This window comes from Methylocella silvestris BL2, assembly GCF_000021745.1.
GTDB lineage: Bacteria > Pseudomonadota > Alphaproteobacteria > Rhizobiales > Beijerinckiaceae > Methylocapsa > Methylocapsa silvestris.
In genome coordinates this window covers 2777739-2793159 of sequence record NC_011666.1, presented here as the reverse complement: position 1 = coordinate 2793159, position 15421 = coordinate 2777739, and the positions used below count along the sequence as shown (strand labels likewise).

Here is a 15421-nt window from a genome sequence, read left to right as displayed (position 1 = left end):
GAGTCAAGGCGCGGACGACGCTGGGACCTTCGCGGCGTCGATGAAGGATTGGAGCTCGGCTTTTTCAGCGTCGGTCAGGCCCTTAGCGCCGAGGCAGTATGCCTTGCGGAGCAGACCGCTGGAAAAATCGGCCCTAGCGGCTTTAGCGGCGGCTTCGGTCTTGAAACGATAATCCCTCAGACGTCCGAGCAGCGCCCGCGCGACATAGGGCGCGCCGATTTCTTCGCAGGCGATGTCAGGCCATTCTTGCAGAAGATCCGCTGGCGGAAGCGGCGTTTTTGCAAGCGCGGTCCAGCGCGCGGCGATTTTTCTAACGATCGGTGCCTGGTCCGGAAAAGCTTCGACCTTCAGGCTTTTCGTGAGGCGCAGGGTCGCCTTTTTTTTGAGGCCACCCTCGGGGACGGCGTCGAAAACTCGCATAAAGGATTTGAAGTCTTTCTCACCTTTTGTGCATATTCGATAGAGACGCCGGATCTGTAACCGAATATTCTCGCAATCGAAAAATTGGCCCGAGAATGGCAAAGCGATTAGGGCTCCTCCGGCGTTTGCGTTAAGCACATCCGCACGCCAAGTCAGAGCACCAGAGAGCGACGCGCCCCGCAGCTGCGCCCTATCGAGCGACGCGCCCTGCAGCTGCGTCCCATCGAGCAACGAGCCCTGCAGCCCTGCTCTATCGAGCAACGCGCCCTGCAGCCGCGCCCCAGCGAGCGACGCGCCCTGCAACTGTGCCCATTCGAGCGAGGCGCCCTGCAAATGCGCCCAATCGAGCGACGCGCCCTGCAGCTGCGCCTGGTAGAGCGACGCGCCCTGCAACTGTGCCCAGTCGAGCGACGCGCCCTGCAGCTCCGCCCTATCGAGCGACGCTCCCTGCAGCTGCGCCCCAGCGAGCGACGCGCCCTGCAACTGTGCCCAGTCGAGCGACGCGCCCTGCAGCTGCGCCCTAACGAGCGATGCGCCTTGCAGCTGCGCCACCCCGAGCGATGCTCCCTGCAGCTGCGCGTTAATGAGCGACGCACCTTGCAAATTCGCCAAAACGAGCGACGCGCCTTGCAGCTGCGCCTCTTTGAGCGCGGCTCCCTGCAGCAGCGCTCGATCGAGCGACGCTCCCTGCAGCTGCGCCCCAGCGAGCGATGCGCCCTTTAGCTGCGCCGGCTTAGTATCGCTGTTTGCGAAATGTGCCCTTGGCGTCCATGTCCTCAACAGCAATGAGCGAGAAAGATCGGCCCCGGAAAACTCGGCCTGCTCCACATCGGCATTGGTCAGATCGGCCGCAATGAGATTGCGGTCGCGCAGATTTATGCTTTCGATCCATTTTGTCTGGCCTGCCGAGTTTTTTCCCGCGCCGCTCCCGTCAGCGCTCGGTTCATGCGCTTCGCCATTAGTCGTGCGACGGTCTGCGATCTGCTTGCGCCGCGAGTCATCGATCAGATCCTCGTTGCGCAGGCTCAACGCGCTCGCTGGCCAGAGCGCAGCCAAGAATGGCGCGACGATGCCAAATCTATCTTTTTTCCTTTTCTCCTCTGCCGCTGCGAACTCGGGCCACTTCATGGTCCTGAAGCTCGCCTCATAGACGCCGAGCCACAGTCGCGTCGGCTCGGTCCATGCGTAGAGCTTCTCGCCCGGAAAATTTGCGACGAGCGACGCATAGGCCATCACGACGCTCGCCGCCGCCACTCCAACCGCCCATCCCACCGCGCTCGCCGGACCCCAGCGCTCGCCGAAACCGTTTCGATAGGCGGGCCAGAACGTGATGGACAGGCCAAGCGACAGCAACAGCAAGCCGCGATGCAGCCATGTGATGGCGTCATGGTGGTACGGCAGGAACCGGATTTCGATCAGCAACAGCGCCGCCGCTGGCGCGACGGCTACGGTGAGGAAGCTCATAAAGCCGAGCAGCCAAGCGTTGCGCCCTAGCCGCTCAAGTTTCGCGCCCGCGACAAGTTGCGCGAACAGCGCATTCTCAATGCGCATGCGAAATTTGTCATTTCCCGGCATCGCCGGTGGAAAGACCTTCGGCAACACCGCCTCGAACGACGAAGCGGTGCGGGCAAGCAGCATCAGATTAAGCAGCACGTAGAATTGAAATATAACAAGCAGAACTGGCGCCAGCGTATAAAAGCCGAGCAAAGGCAGATCGATATTGAGCACTGGCAGTTTTAGCGGATCGCCCCGAAACAGCATGCGATGCGTCGTCGTACCGGCGGCGATGGCGAGATAGAGCATGAAGACGATAAAGCTCAGCCATAGCGTCTGAACGCGCTCGGCCGAGCGATTGAGCGCGGCGGTCAGCGCCTCGAGCTCCTTCTTCTCGGCCTCCCTGTCGCTGTCCGCCATGATTCCGGCCTGCTCCGCACCGAAGCCTAGGCTGCAGCCAAATGCCGGTCAACGCGGGGTTGATCCTGCACATGGCGCCCCGCCGCAGGCGGCGTTATCCCGCGTAAGCTAGAAGGATTTCGCGGCCATGACCCATGATCCGATTGCGCCGGACGTCGTCGCGCGCCATGCGACCGCTCTGCCGCGCTACACCAGCTACCCGACCGCCAATCATTTTCACGCGGGCGTCGATCAGGATGTCTATCGTGGATGGCTCGCCGCGCTGGCGCCCGGCGAGCCGGTTTCGGCCTATCTGCACATCCCCTTCTGCACGGATCTTTGCTGGTATTGCGGCTGTTCGACCAAGGCGACGCGGCGCTATGAGCCGGTCGCCGCTTATGTCGATACGCTTTTGGCCGAAATCGACGCGGCCGCCGCGGCGTTGCCGGGCAAGATGCGCCTTGACCATCTGCATTGGGGCGGCGGTTCGCCCGATATCCTGTCGCCCGCCGATATCGAACGTCTCACCGGCGCGCTAAACCGCTGTTTTGCGATAGAGCCCGGCGCGGAATTCGCCGTCGAGATCGATCCGCGCCTGATGAGCGGGCAGAAGGCGTCGGCTTTCGTCCGCGCCGGCGTCACGCGCGTCTCGCTCGGCGTGCAGGACTTTGACGAAGACGTGCAGGAGGCGATCGGCCGCATCCAGAGCTTCGCCGCGACCAAGGAGGCGGTCGATCTGTTCCGCGCCAGAGGCGTCGGCTCGGTCAATATCGATCTCGTCTATGGTCTGCCGCGCCAAAGCGTCGCGAGCCTGTCCCGCACGGTCGATCAGGTCTTGAGCCTGTCGCCCGACCGCATCGCGCTGTTTGGCTATGCGCATCTGCCGCACCGGATGCGCAACCAGCGGCTGATCGACGAGGCGGCCCTGCCGCCTCCGCTCGAACGCTTTGCGCAGGCGCGGGCGGCGGCGGACGGGTTGCGCCGGGCGGGCTATGTCGCCCTCGGCATCGATCATTTCGCCAAACCGAGCGACAGCCTCGCCGCCGGGAAGCTCAACCGCAATTTTCAGGGCTATACGGCGGACGGCTGCGAGACCCTGATCGGGTTTGGCGCGTCGGCGATCGGGCGGCTGCCGCAAGGCTTCGCGCAGAACGCGCCGACCGTCGGCGTCTACGCCGCGCTCGTCGAGGCGCAGGGGCTTGCGACCGTGCGCGGCTTCGCGCTGACGCCGGATGATCGCCTGCGCGCCTATGTCATCGAACGGCTGATGTGCGACTTTTCGCTCGAAGCCGGTGATCTTGAGAGGCGCTTTGGCGCCGCGGCGGAGCCGATCCTGCGCGAGGCCGAGGCGATTGTCCGCGACGACGCCGAAGGCTTTGTGGAGCGGGCGCCGGACGGCTTCCGGCTGACGGAGCGCGGAAAACCCTTCGTGCGCCACATTTGCGCGCGCTTCGACGCCTATCTCGCGCCCGGCGGGAGCGCCCGCCATTCGCTGGCGATCTGATCGCGAACCTAGCCAATTCGCCTGCGGCTTGCTAGAGACGCGGCTTGCTCCCAAGAGACCGAGCCCGAAAAAATGCGCGCCGCAACCATATCCCGCAAGACCAAGGAAACCGAGATCGCCGTATCGGTCGATCTCGACGGGACGGGAGCCGCGACCGTCTCGACCGGCGTCGGGTTTTTCGACCATATGCTGGAGCAGCTGGCGCGCCATTCCCTGATCGACATTTCCGTGGCGGCGACGGGCGATCTGCATATCGACCAGCACCACACGGTCGAAGATACCGGCATCGCGCTGGGGCAGGCTCTGCGGCAGGCGCTTGGCGACCGCGCCGGGATCGCACGCTACGCGAACGCGCTGCTGCCGATGGACGAGACGCTGACGCGGGCGGCGATCGACGTGTCGGGCCGGCCGTTCCTCGTGTTCAAGACCGAGTTCCGGCGCGCGAAGATCGGCGAGTTCGACACGGAGCTGGTGCGCGAATTCTTTCAGGCCTTCGTCATGAACGCCGGGCTCACCGTCCATATCGAGACTTTGTATGGCGAGAACGCGCACCATATTGCCGAATCATGCTTCAAGGCGCTCGCGCGGGCGCTGCGCCTTGCGATAGAGGTGGATCCGCGCCAGAAAGGCGCCATCCCCTCGACCAAGGGATCGCTCGCCGGCTAGAGCATGATCCGAAAAAGTTGCAGACTTTTTCGACCAAGATCATGCGTTGAAACAAAAGCTTAGAGGGCATGATGCGATTCAGTATGAACGCATCGTGCTCCAGAGCATCTGCCCGAAAAGCTGAAGGCTTTTTGGATCAGCGGATGCTGAAACAATGTACCCCGCCTCATCCCGGGGCGCGCGCAAAGCTCGCGTCTCGAAGGACGAGGCGACCTAGCAAGGAACACTGCCTATGGCCGTCTATTCGGTGCATCTGCCGGTTGGAGGCGCGAGCGCGGCCGCGGACGCGGCTTTCGTGCGGGAGGGATTTTCCGGCTCGGCCTTTCTGTTCGGCCCGCTGTTCCTGGTCTGGCGCGGTTTTTTCCTCGCGGCCGCCCTCTGGCTTGTCGCCGCGCTGGTTGTGATCGGCCTCTTTGCGGCCGCAACGCTCTCGGCCGGCGCTGTGCTGTTTATCTTCTTCCTGATGCATTTCTGGCTCGGGCTCGAAGCCAACCGCCTCATCGAGCGGCGCCTCTGGCGGCAAGGCTATGATCTTGCCGAGATCGTCGCAGCGCCGCGGCTCGAAGAAGCGGAGATGGCGTTTTATCGCGAGATCGGCCCGAGCGCTGAAGCCGCGACGGCCGCCGCCGCCGCGCCGGGGCCGGCAAGATCCGCCGCCGGGGTGATCGGCAGCATGCCGGAGCCCGACCGGCGAGGCGCCGGACGTTGAAAATCGCCATCGTCGATTACGGCTCGGGCAATCTCCATTCCGCCCATAAGGCGTTCGAGCGCGCCGCGCGCGAGGCGGGGATTACGGCGTCGATCCGCGTCACGCCGGATCCCGGCGAGATTTCGCGCGCCGACCAGATCGTGCTGCCGGGCGTCGGCGCCTTCGCCGATTGCCGGCGCGGCCTCGATGAGATCTCCGGCATGGTCGAGGCGCTGAACGAAGCCGTGCTGAAAAAAGGCCGGCCCTTCTTCGGCATCTGCGTCGGCATGCAGCTCCTGGCGACGCGCGGCCTCGAACATGGCGAAACGGCGGGCCTTGGCTGGATCGAGGGCGAGGTCGACGCGATGGCGCCGGGCGACGCGTCCTTGCGCATTCCGCACATGGGCTGGAACACGCTGCTTCCCGCCCGCGAGCATCCGGCGCTGCGGGACATCCCGACCGGAGAGAACGGGCTGCACGCCTATTTCGTGCATTCCTATGAATTCCGGCCGGCGCAGGCGGCAAGCGTCATCGCCTCGACCGACTATGGCGGAAAAGTCGCGGCGCTGATCGGGCGCGACAATATTTTGGGCTCGCAATTCCATCCGGAAAAAAGCCAGAGCCTCGGCCTTGCGCTGATCGCCAATTTCCTGAGGTGGCGGCCATGATCCTGTTTCCGGCGATCGACCTCAAGGGCGGCCGCTGCGTTCGTCTTGTGCAGGGCGACATGGCGCAGGCGACTGTTTTTGGCGACGACCCGGCGGCGCAGGCCGAGCGATTCGAGCGGCAGGGCTTTTCCTATCTGCATATGGTCGATCTCGACGGCGCCTTCGCCGGCAAGCCGCAGAACGCCGCCGCCGTCGAGGCCGTGCTCGCGCGCGTCAAAATTCCCGTGCAGCTCGGCGGCGGCGTGCGCAACCTTGCGACCGTCGAGGCCTGGCTCGAAAAGGGCGTTTCGCGCATCATCATCGGCACGGCGGCCCTGCGCGACCCCGAATTTACGCGCAAGGCTGCAAGGCTGCATCCGGGCAAGATTGCGGTCGGGATCGACGCGCGCGACGGGCGCGTCGCCGTCGAAGGCTGGGCGGAAACCTCCGACATTACCGCGGAAGAGCTCGGCCGGCGGTTCGAGGACGCCGGCGTCGCCGCCATCATCTATACCGATATTTCGCGCGACGGCCTTCTGACCGGCCTCAATATCGAGGGAACGCTGGCGCTTGCCGGGGCGCTGAAAATCCCCGTGATCGCCTCGGGCGGCCTCGCCTCGCTCGCGGATGTCGAGCGGCTGTTGCAGCCGGACTGCGCAAAACTCGAAGGCGCGATCACCGGCCGCGCGCTCTATGACGGTCGGCTTGATCCAGCCGCAGCGCTGGAGCTGATCGCGCGGGCCAAAACCGCGGCCTAAGCACGTGTCTTGCGGCCGATTCGCCGCGGCGCCGTCCCTTGCAAGCCTTTGATCTTTAGCTTGTCAGTCGCGCTAAGCGCAGCAATATTGCTCACAATCCTTTAGAAAAAAGCGATCAGGGGGGACATATGGATTTTGCCGCTTTTCAACGGCCAAAGCCGCGTGGCTGGGGAACGCGCATTTTTTTTACGGTGATGCTGACCCCGTTCCTGTGTTTATGTTGGTGGGCCATCGTATCGCCGCGCTTCGGCGGCGCGGCAATCGCCGCCGAGGTCCAGTCACCGCAGGCGCGGTCTGCCGTTGATCGCTGCCTCGCGCAGCTTCCATCGCCGACGCCGTTTGCGCCCTCGCATCGTGTGGTGCAACTCGTCAACTGCTCCAATCAGACCCTCCTCGGCGCGGCCAACGCGGCAGGCAAGCCGGGCGCTCCGCTCACGTCCGTGTTTCCCCGCGAAAAAACCTGGGTCATGAAGCCGTTCGGCGCCGCCAATAACCTCAACGTCCTGACAATCGACATTCCGCTTGAATGGGAGGCGACGATCGGAGCGGGCGCAACCGGCCCAAGGCTCTGGACGCGCACCGGGTGCCGCTACGATATCTCAAGCGACAGAGCCCAATGCGAAACCGGCGGCTGCGCCGGCGTCTACGATTGCAGCAAGGCCAAGCTCGGAGCCTCAGTCGGCACGACCGTGTCGGAATGGACCTTCTATCAACACGTCACAAGCCCGGACGGGACGATCAGCTATTTCAAGGATTCGCCCGACATCAGCGCGGTCGACGGCGTCAATCTGACCATGGACATTCAGCCGGTCGGCGGAACGAGCGTCGATCCCTTTGACGCGCAGGGCGGCCACGATATTCAGTGGCTCGCTGAAAACTATCCCCTGACCCAGCACGGCATGGATTTAAGGGCGGACAACCTTTGCATCCCGGCTTTCCGCCTGCTGCGGTCAGACCTGACGAGCGGAATTTATGGCTTTGTCATCATCAACAACAAGGGCAAGCCGGTCGGCGGCGACGCCACGGTCGCCTGTTTTTCGAACTGCGGACGCTACGCCTTCCCGACGACGCCGGACCAGTCTTGCGACGATTCTAACCATAATTCGACATGTTACCGCTGGAAGTCATTCTGCCTCGCCGACTCCACGAAATATGGCATGGCCTGCCAGAAGGATCAGGACTGTCCGGAAGGCGGCGGGTGCTGGAACAATCCGGGCTCGGCGCTTGATCACACCTGCCAGGGCCGCGCCTTCATCAAGCAACAGACCTGTCCGTCGAACATTTGCACCTTCCCCTATGGCTACGTCGATCCCAAGAACAATCAGAAATATTACTCGACGCAACCGCCATTCGGCCATTGCACCGACGTCGCGGCCGATCCCGCCGCCTGTATCGGCGACGACACGATCCACGGCGTGTTGAACAAGGCCTACACCTGGCCGAACGATCCGCAGACCTATGCCGGCAACGCATCTCTTTATCGCGTCGTCTTCGCGCCGGGCGGCACGAGCGTGCCGATCACGCCCGCCGGGCCAATTCCGGTCTGCAACACGCTTCCCGCGATTTATGGCTACTCGGCGCAATATGGCGGCCCGAACAGCGGCACGAAGCCCTGCGACATCTCGGTGAACAAAAATAAGGCGGTTTTCGCAGTCGCGCACCCGCAATCGCCGCCCCCGGCGCCGCCGGTTCCATGGGCCTGCAACCTTGCGCCGACTGGCGCGGGGAACGAAGGCGTCATATGTCGGTGGAGGCCGGGCGGCGTGACGCGCGTTCCCCGCTGAATCGCGGAACTGGCGGCAGGAGATCCAATCAAGACGTGACCCATGCTTAAATCCCGCATCATCCCCTGCCTCGACGTCAAGGACGGCCGCGTCGTCAAGGGCGTCAATTTCGTCGATCTCACCGACGCCGGCGATCCGGTCGAAGCCGCTATTCGCTATGACGCCGCCGGCGCCGACGAGCTCTGCTTCCTCGACATTACCGCGAGTTCGGACGATCGCCCGATCCTGCTCGACGTCGTGCGCCGCACGGCGGAGGCCTGCTTCATGCCGCTGACCGTCGGCGGCGGCGTTCGCACGCTGGACGACATCCGCGCGCTGCTGCTCGCCGGCGCGGACAAAGCCTCGATCATGACGGCGGCGGTGGCGAACCGCGATTTTGTCCGCGAGGCGGCGGAAAAATTCGGCAGCCAATGCGTCGTCGTGGCGATCGACGCCAAACAGGTCAGGCCGGGCCGCTGGGAGATTTTTACCCATGGCGGACGCAAGCCGACAGGCCTTGACGCCGTGGACTATGCGCGGGAAGTCGTCGCGCTCGGCGCCGGCGAGATCCTGCTGACTTCGATGGACCGCGACGGCGCCAAAACCGGTTTCGACATCCCCTTGACCAAGGCGGTGACGGACGCCGTCAACGTGCCGGTCATCGCCTCGGGCGGCGTCGGGACCTTGGATCATCTTGTCGAGGGCGTGCGCGACGGCGGCGCGAGCGCGGTGCTGGCGGCGTCGATCTTCCATTTCGGTGAATTCACCATCGCCGAAGCCAAGCTCCATATGGCCAATTGCGGATTGCGGATGCGGCTGGATGGAATAGTGTAACGCTTTCCGGCGCCGGAACAGATGGATGCATTCGTTCAGCCTTGATGACCTTGCCGCGATCATCTCCGCCCGGGCGCAATCCACGGCGTCTTCGTCCTACACCAAATCGCTGCTTGAGGCCGGCCCCGGCCGCGCCGCGAAGAAATTCGGCGAGGAGGCGGTCGAGCTCGTCATCGCCGCGGTCGAAGGCAAGCGCCCGGAGATCGTCTCCGAGGCGGCCGACGTGCTCTATCATCTGCTTGTCCTGCTCGCCTCACGCGGCGTGACCCTCGACGAGGCGCTGGCCGAGCTCGAGCGCCGGACCAGCCAGTCGGGGCATGAGGAGAAGGCGGCGCGCCCCGGCGCAAAGAGCGCGGCGCGATGACGGCGCCCGCCGGATTGACCAGCCGGCCCGCCGCGGCCTTGTCGGGCAAACCGCTGGATTTGCTCGACGATGCGCCGCCGCTTTCCTTGAATCGACCGGAGGGCCACGCCATGGACCAGCGCGCCACGGACTCCGCCGGCGTTCTTTCCCCCTATCATCGCTTCAGCCGCGAGGAATGGGCGGCTCTGCGCGCCGATACGCCGCTGACTCTGACGCGCGAGGATCTGTCGCGGCTGAAAAGCCTCAACGATCCGATTTCGCTCGACGAGGTCGTCGCCATCTATCTCCCGCTGTCCCGCCTGCTCGCCCTCTACGTCGCCGCGACGCAGGGGCTTTATAAGGCGACGCAGCGCTTTCTCGGCGCAGAAGGCGGCAAGACGCCCTATATCATCGGCGTCGCGGGCTCCGTTTCCGCGGGAAAATCGACGCTCTCGCGCGTCATGCAGGCCCTGCTGTCGCGCTGGCCGAACACGCCAAAGGTCGATCTCGTCACGACGGACGGCTTCCTGCATCCAAACGCCGTTTTGGTCAGCGAAGGGCTGATGACGAAGAAGGGCTTTCCGGAAAGCTACGACGGAACCGCTCTGTTGCGCTTCCTCTCCGACGTCAAGGCGGGGCGGCGGCACGTCAGCGCGCCGGTCTATTCGCATCTGACCTATGACGTCTTGCCGGGCGAAAGCATTGTCGTCGACCGGCCGGACATTCTGATCGTCGAGGGGCTGAACGTGCTGTTGCCCAATCGCGCCGCCAAGGATGGGCGCGGACTGCCTTTCGTCTCGGATTTCTTCGATTTCTCGATCTATCTCCATGCCGAGGAAACCGATCTCGAACTCTGGTTCGTCGAGCGCTTCATGCGGCTGCGGCAGACCTCGTTCCGCGATCCGCAGTCCTACTTTCGCAAATACGCCGATCTTTCCAATGAAGACGCGGAGGCGACGGCGCGAACCATCTGGCGCGAGATCAATCTGCGCAACCTGCGCGAAAATCTGCTGCCGACCCGCGCCCGCGCCAATCTGGTGCTGACCAAGGGGCCGAACCACAGCATCGAGGAAGTCGAGCTGCGGAAGCTTTAGAGAATAGCCTCAATTCCCTTTTTAGCGGCAAGGGCAAGCAGCTTGAGCGAAGGCCCGCTCGGCCGCACCTCGCCGCGTTCCCACTTACTGATGAGAATCGTACTCACATTGAGCGCCAAAGCGAAGGTCGCCTGACTCATATGCGAATTCTCACGAATTTTCTTGATCGCTTCAGGAGCGAGAGGCTCCGCCGGCGTCAGGCAGCTCAGATCGAAGCTCCGCATCGTCGCTTTATCGATCACGCCAACGTCGTGAAGATCTTCTGCCGCTTCATGAAGCGACCGGAACGCATCGCTGCGATAGCGCTTCGTTTGGGTCATATTTGTAACTCTCTCCATCCTTTTTTGGCGACAAGCTCCTCGAATTTTTCGGCGGTCAGCTTTTCCAACTCCTGAGCGAACGCCCGATAGGCTTCCAACTCCGATCTCGTCAGATTGGCTTTGCCGCTTTTGGGAAAGATATGCAGGTACACCGCGATCTCTTCCCGTTTATAAAAGATTATTGCGCTAGAGCCCTTCGCCGCGCCACGATTCCCCCTTGGAATTCTTTGCTTGATCAAACAGCCGCCGAGATCGGCATCGATGAGGCCTCTTTCGGCTCTGCGTAACGCCTCAGCACAATCCTCGTCCGATACTCCGTCATTTTTTGCTTCGCGCTGAAATGATCTCGTTCTGTAAGCTTTCATTTTCGTCTCTGCCGCGTCGCGCTCGAAGCCGATTGTATAGCTGAACCACGACTTCTCGCCCTTTTCGGCAGAAACAAGCGCGCCCGATTGCGACGGGCCCACCTATTCAATATATAATAGCCACTATTATAGTTCAAGAGATTTCGTCGGCCACGCCTTCGCATCGGCTTCGTGGTGTTGGACGGGCCGCCGCCCCGATATGAGCGCTCTCCCTTTTATGACTTGACCGCGGTCGAGCTCTGGTCACATTTCCGCTCGGGTTCAACCGGCCCGCAACGTGGCCGGAACCGGAGGAAACGCAAAATGGTCAAGACGCTCATTCTCGCCGCCGCGCTCACGGCGGCTGGCGCTATTCCCGCGCTCGCCGTCGACGTGTCGCGGTCCGCCGAAATCAACGTGCCCGCCGCGACAGTCTGGTCGGCGATCGGTGATTTCTGCGGCATCGCGGATTGGCATCCCGCAATCGAGAAATGCGAGATTTCGACGAAGGACGGCGCTCAATTCCGCACCCTCACCCTCAAGGGCGGCGGAACGATTTTTGAGCAGCTGCAAGATCGCGACGACGACGATCTGAACTATCGCTACATCATCATCGAGAGCCCGCTTCCCGTCGAGGACTATGTCTCGACGATCGAAGTCGAGCCGACAGAGTCCGGCTCCAAGGTGACCTGGGCGGGCACGTTCAAAGCCAAGGGCGTCGACGACGACAAGGCGGCAGAGGTGATTGGCGGCATTTATGAAGCCGGGCTGAAAGGGATTGCGGACAAAACAAAATAGCGCCGCTCGCCCGCGCGAACCCTTGATCTTTTAAGCGGCAGCGTCACAGTCGCTTCGGTTCAAGCGGCTCGCTGCGAGGCCGCGTCCCGAGGAGCCCCTATGCCGAAAGCCCTGCTTTACGCCGCCGGTTTCGCGACGGCCGCCGCCGCGCCTGCTCTGGCGCTCACGGTCACGAAATCGACGGAGATCCCCGCCGCCCCGGCAAAAGTGTGGGCGGCGGTCGGCGATTTCTGCGGCATCGCCGACTGGCATCCGGCGATCGCGAAATGCGAGCTTTCGAGCAAGAATGGGCGGCCGATCCGGACGCTGACCCTGAAGGACGGCGGCGTCCTCGTCGAGGAGTTGATCAAGCGCGACGATAAGGCGATGGCCTACAGCTATGCGATCCTCGAAAGCCCGTTGCCGGTCGCGGCCTATCGGTCGACGATCGAAGTCAAACCGAAGGGCTCCGGCTCTCTGTTGACCTGGACGGGAACTTTTAAGAAAGCCAGGGGCTCGGACAACGCCAAAGCGCAAGATTCGATCGCCGGAATCTATGACGCGGGGCTGAAGGGCGTCGCCGACAAGGCGAAATAGAGAACGGCGAAGGGCGCCGCTGGTTGGAGGAGCGTTTACCTTCCTGCTTCAGGGCGACAAGCGCATCCGAGGCTTCTCCCGGATGCGCTTTTTTACGTTACTTCTTCAGAAGGCCCTTCTTCAACGCGCCATAGCTTTGGTGCGTGCTGCCGTTCTTCAACAAGATCTGAGCCTGATCCGGCAAAGCGGCGAAGTCCGTCGGATCGACCGTGAAGACGACGGTCTTGAGATCGCCATGCGGGCCATAGCCGCCTTCGACAAAGGTCTTGCCGCCGATGTCGAGGGTCAGAAGCGAGTCCTTGACTTCGACGGGCACAGGGCTCGTCAGCGTCAGCTGGACTTTCTTCGCGGGCGGCGGCGTCTGAGTCTTGGGCGCGAACGCGCTCGTGACCGTCGGCGTATAGCTTACCGAGGATACCGAGCCGGCGGGCAGGATGACGGCCGGCGGCTCTGTGATCACAGCGCCATTGTTCATGACGGGCGTTAGCGGAGCTGGTTCCTCCATCGATTCGCTCTCCATGGCGACCAGCGCGGATCCCCTCGCCTTCGTCGCAACGAGGTCGGTCAGGGTAATGCCGGTCAGATAAATCGCCCCCGTACGCGCGGTGGGCGCGTTGAAAGTGAGTCTTATCGCCTTCAGAAGCGGCCCGGTCGAGTCCTTCTTGACCGTGGCGTCCGCCGGCAGGCCGAGATCGGCCAGCGGCACCCGCACCGTCTGCAGGATCGGATGGAACAGATTGGTCCTCGGGCCGCCAACCGGTCCGCGAACGCTGACATATTTCGAAAGGGGCACGGATTGCGAAAGCGTTCCGTCGCTCAGAACGGCGGCGATGTTGAAGTCTGTCGTCCCGTTCGCATTCGCGGCGTTGGGGCCTATCGAACAGCCGCTGGCGGTGATCACCGTTCCGTCGGCGCATTGCAGCGAGACGCGCATTTCCACCGTCTTGTACTGCTTCGTGATGAACTGTCCGGTCGGGCTCCAGGAAGCCTGGAAATAGCTCGTCGCCGGGTTCGCCGGGTCAGCCGGCCAGTTCACGAGGCCGGCCACCACGGTCGGGTCATGGTTCGGCAACAACTGCGAGATGAGGGAGGTATAAGTCGCCGTGGCGTTGCTCAACGTGCCGGTGCTCGAAAGCGGATAGGCCTGTTGTGCGACAGCGTAGTTGCTGAAGCCGCGCGTGATGGTGGTGATGCGCGAAAGCTGGAAAGGCAGCGTGTAGTCCGGATTGAAAAGCTGGGCGAAGCTCGCGTCCGGCTTCTTGCCGAGATGGCCGCGGAACATCGCCATCATGGCGTAAAGGCCGGCGGTCCGCTGATTGGCCGATCCCGCCTGGGCGGGGTCGAATAGCGCTACGTTGCCGTCGCCGTTGCAGCCTGTTGAATCCGATGTCTGCCATTCCGTGTTGTAGTAATTATGGTTGGTGCCCCACACCGTGTAGCTCGCCTTCGGATAGGGCACGGTCTCGCCGAGGCTTCGCAGCGTGCGGTCGAATACCTTGACGCCGGCGAGATTGGAGACGTCCCCGTCGCACATCGGCAGCAGCACGCTCCAGGGGACATTATAGGCGTAGAAACTGCGATTGGTCTGCCCGTCGACCGGAGCGAGCTCGAACATGGCGTCGAAATGCGCCTTCGGACCGATCAGCTTCGGCCACGGGCTGTCCGGATCGTTGTAGAGATTATAGGCGGCGAGCACGCCTTCGCCGCCGCGCGAGTGGCCCATGAGGCCAATATGGGCGAAGTCGAGCTTGCCCATCATGTTGAAGCCGAGGGTCTTGGGCGCTCCACCTCTGTTGTTCCATTTCGCCAGCTGCTGGAGATGGCGCAGCACCATTCGGCCGCGACGCATGTTGAGGCCAGAATCCGCGGATGTGCCCGAGGCGGCGTTGATGCCGCGATTGACGTTCAGGCTGATGACGATATAGCCCCAGGAGGCGAGCCGTTCGGCGACATAGGCGTAGCCAAGATGGCTTGGGGCCACAACATAGCCTGCGGGGCACGTGCCGTCGATGGTGTATTGCGAGCTGTCGTCGACGCGACCCGCTCTGCCGTCAACCATGTGGCCGCACGTGGAGTGATTGCCGTGCAGCATGATGATGAAATTATGCTTTCCGCTGATTTTCACCGGGCGGTAGACACGCGCCCACAGTTCGGTCGCCACGGTGTCGTCGACCAGCGGGTCGACTACTGCTGGAAGTTTATAATCGCCATAGGTGACGGCGAGCGGGCCGATGGCGGTCGGGTCGACCGCCTCGGCCGCGAAGGCCGGCGCGGTGACAGCGAGCGGGACTGTCGCACAAAGAAGCGCAAGCCCCGCTGTTGTCGTCAAAAGCGAACGCGATAGAAACGAACGCAACACTGTTGGCGCCGCGCCTGTGCTGGCGCGTCGTTTGGGAGTAGAGGAAATCATCAAGGATTCCTTGCGAGAATTAGTCGAGAAAGTGCGCTTTCTCCCCGGCCTGATCGTCTACTGATCAGCTACAAGTTTCAGCGCAACTTGCATGGTGCAAGCGTTATGCCAATGGTCGTAGGGGGCCCCTGGCGCACGATAATTTGTTCAAATCCGCTCTATCAATGCGGCCCTGGCGCGAGTTTTAGAATTTCTAAAAACAACGATCCGTCCCATCTAATCTGATTAAATAACGGGCGGGCGCCCAGCGCCCAGATTAAACTTTGCCCAGCTCAGCTTGGGCCAGTCGAAAGATTGTTTTGCGCAAGCGGGGCGCACGACGCGCCGCGAGGGCGCTTCCCTAGACAGCGATCGCGCTCTAAA

At 62.9% G+C, this 15421-nt stretch carries 15 protein-coding genes; 11 read left to right on the top strand and 4 right to left on the bottom strand.

Features of this window, described 5'->3' with window-relative positions; translation table 11 throughout:
- Positions 1-3: 3 nt before the first annotated feature.
- The gene (locus tag MSIL_RS22185) at positions 4-2334 is read right to left on the bottom strand and encodes a pentapeptide repeat-containing protein (protein WP_012591549.1); all 2331 of its coding nucleotides are present in this window, start codon (positions 2332-2334) and stop codon (positions 4-6) included.
- A 127-nt stretch (positions 2335-2461) separates the two neighbouring features.
- Between MSIL_RS22185 and hemN the strand changes: the two genes are divergently transcribed.
- The 9 genes from hemN (at position 2462) to coaA (ending at position 10610) form a co-directional block, all read left to right on the top strand.
- Complete coding sequence (gene hemN, locus MSIL_RS13025) at positions 2462-3817, top strand: oxygen-independent coproporphyrinogen III oxidase (protein ID WP_012591548.1); 1356 nt, start codon at positions 2462-2464, stop codon at positions 3815-3817.
- Between the two features lie 72 nt (positions 3818-3889).
- On the top strand, positions 3890-4483 hold the full coding sequence (hisB, locus tag MSIL_RS13020) for an imidazoleglycerol-phosphate dehydratase HisB (protein WP_012591547.1): 594 nt from the start codon (positions 3890-3892) through the stop codon (positions 4481-4483).
- 232 nt (positions 4484-4715) lie between these two features.
- Positions 4716-5192 (top strand): DUF2628 domain-containing protein, encoded by a 477-nt coding sequence (locus MSIL_RS13015; protein WP_012591546.1) that lies wholly within the window; start codon positions 4716-4718, stop codon positions 5190-5192.
- The gene (gene hisH / locus MSIL_RS13010; protein WP_012591545.1) at positions 5189-5839 is read left to right on the top strand and encodes an imidazole glycerol phosphate synthase subunit HisH; all 651 of its coding nucleotides are present in this window, start codon (positions 5189-5191) and stop codon (positions 5837-5839) included. Before MSIL_RS13015 ends, hisH begins: the two co-directional genes overlap by 4 nt.
- Positions 5836-6576, top strand: a complete 741-nt coding sequence (gene hisA / locus MSIL_RS13005) for a 1-(5-phosphoribosyl)-5-[(5-phosphoribosylamino)methylideneamino]imidazole-4-carboxamide isomerase (RefSeq protein ID WP_012591544.1) — start codon at positions 5836-5838, stop codon at positions 6574-6576. The genes hisH and hisA overlap by 4 nt, the downstream gene beginning before the upstream one ends.
- Before the next feature lie 128 nt (positions 6577-6704).
- Positions 6705-8360: a glycoside hydrolase 64/thaumatin family protein gene (locus MSIL_RS13000; protein ID WP_012591543.1), complete on the top strand. Its 1656-nt coding sequence runs from the start codon at positions 6705-6707 to the stop codon at positions 8358-8360.
- Between the two features lie 42 nt (positions 8361-8402).
- A complete protein-coding gene (hisF, locus tag MSIL_RS12995; RefSeq protein WP_012591542.1) occupies positions 8403-9173 on the top strand; it encodes an imidazole glycerol phosphate synthase subunit HisF in 771 nt (256 codons plus the stop codon).
- 25 nt (positions 9174-9198) lie between these two features.
- The gene (locus tag MSIL_RS12990) at positions 9199-9537 is read left to right on the top strand and encodes a phosphoribosyl-ATP diphosphatase (protein WP_012591541.1); all 339 of its coding nucleotides are present in this window, start codon (positions 9199-9201) and stop codon (positions 9535-9537) included.
- A 110-nt stretch (positions 9538-9647) separates the two neighbouring features.
- On the top strand, positions 9648-10610 hold the full coding sequence (gene coaA / locus MSIL_RS12985; RefSeq protein ID WP_041369131.1) for a type I pantothenate kinase: 963 nt from the start codon (positions 9648-9650) through the stop codon (positions 10608-10610).
- On the opposite strand, the gene MSIL_RS12980 is transcribed toward coaA, so the two are convergent.
- Both MSIL_RS12980 and MSIL_RS12975 read right to left on the bottom strand, forming a co-directional pair.
- Positions 10607-10930, bottom strand: a complete 324-nt coding sequence (locus MSIL_RS12980) for a helix-turn-helix domain-containing protein (RefSeq protein ID WP_012591539.1) — start codon at positions 10928-10930, stop codon at positions 10607-10609. The genes coaA and MSIL_RS12980 overlap by 4 nt on opposite strands.
- On the bottom strand, positions 10927-11397 hold the full coding sequence (locus MSIL_RS12975; RefSeq protein WP_244406129.1) for a type II toxin-antitoxin system RelE/ParE family toxin: 471 nt from the start codon (positions 11395-11397) through the stop codon (positions 10927-10929). The genes MSIL_RS12980 and MSIL_RS12975 overlap by 4 nt, the downstream gene beginning before the upstream one ends.
- 201 nt (positions 11398-11598) lie before the next feature.
- Here MSIL_RS12975 and MSIL_RS12970 point away from each other — a divergent pair, with 201 nt between their 5' ends.
- Positions 11599-12072: an SRPBCC family protein gene (locus MSIL_RS12970; RefSeq protein WP_012591537.1), complete on the top strand. Its 474-nt coding sequence runs from the start codon at positions 11599-11601 to the stop codon at positions 12070-12072.
- A gap of 99 nt (positions 12073-12171) precedes the next feature.
- A complete protein-coding gene (locus MSIL_RS12965; RefSeq protein WP_012591536.1) occupies positions 12172-12648 on the top strand; it encodes an SRPBCC family protein in 477 nt (158 codons plus the stop codon).
- Between the two features lie 97 nt (positions 12649-12745).
- Here the strand turns inward: MSIL_RS12965 and MSIL_RS12960 are convergent, their stop codons facing one another.
- Positions 12746-14977 carry a hypothetical protein gene (locus MSIL_RS12960; RefSeq protein WP_148213089.1) on the bottom strand — a complete coding sequence of 744 codons (2232 nt, stop codon included), beginning with the start codon at positions 14975-14977 and terminating at the stop codon, positions 12746-12748.
- Positions 14978-15421: the final 444 nt, after the last annotated feature.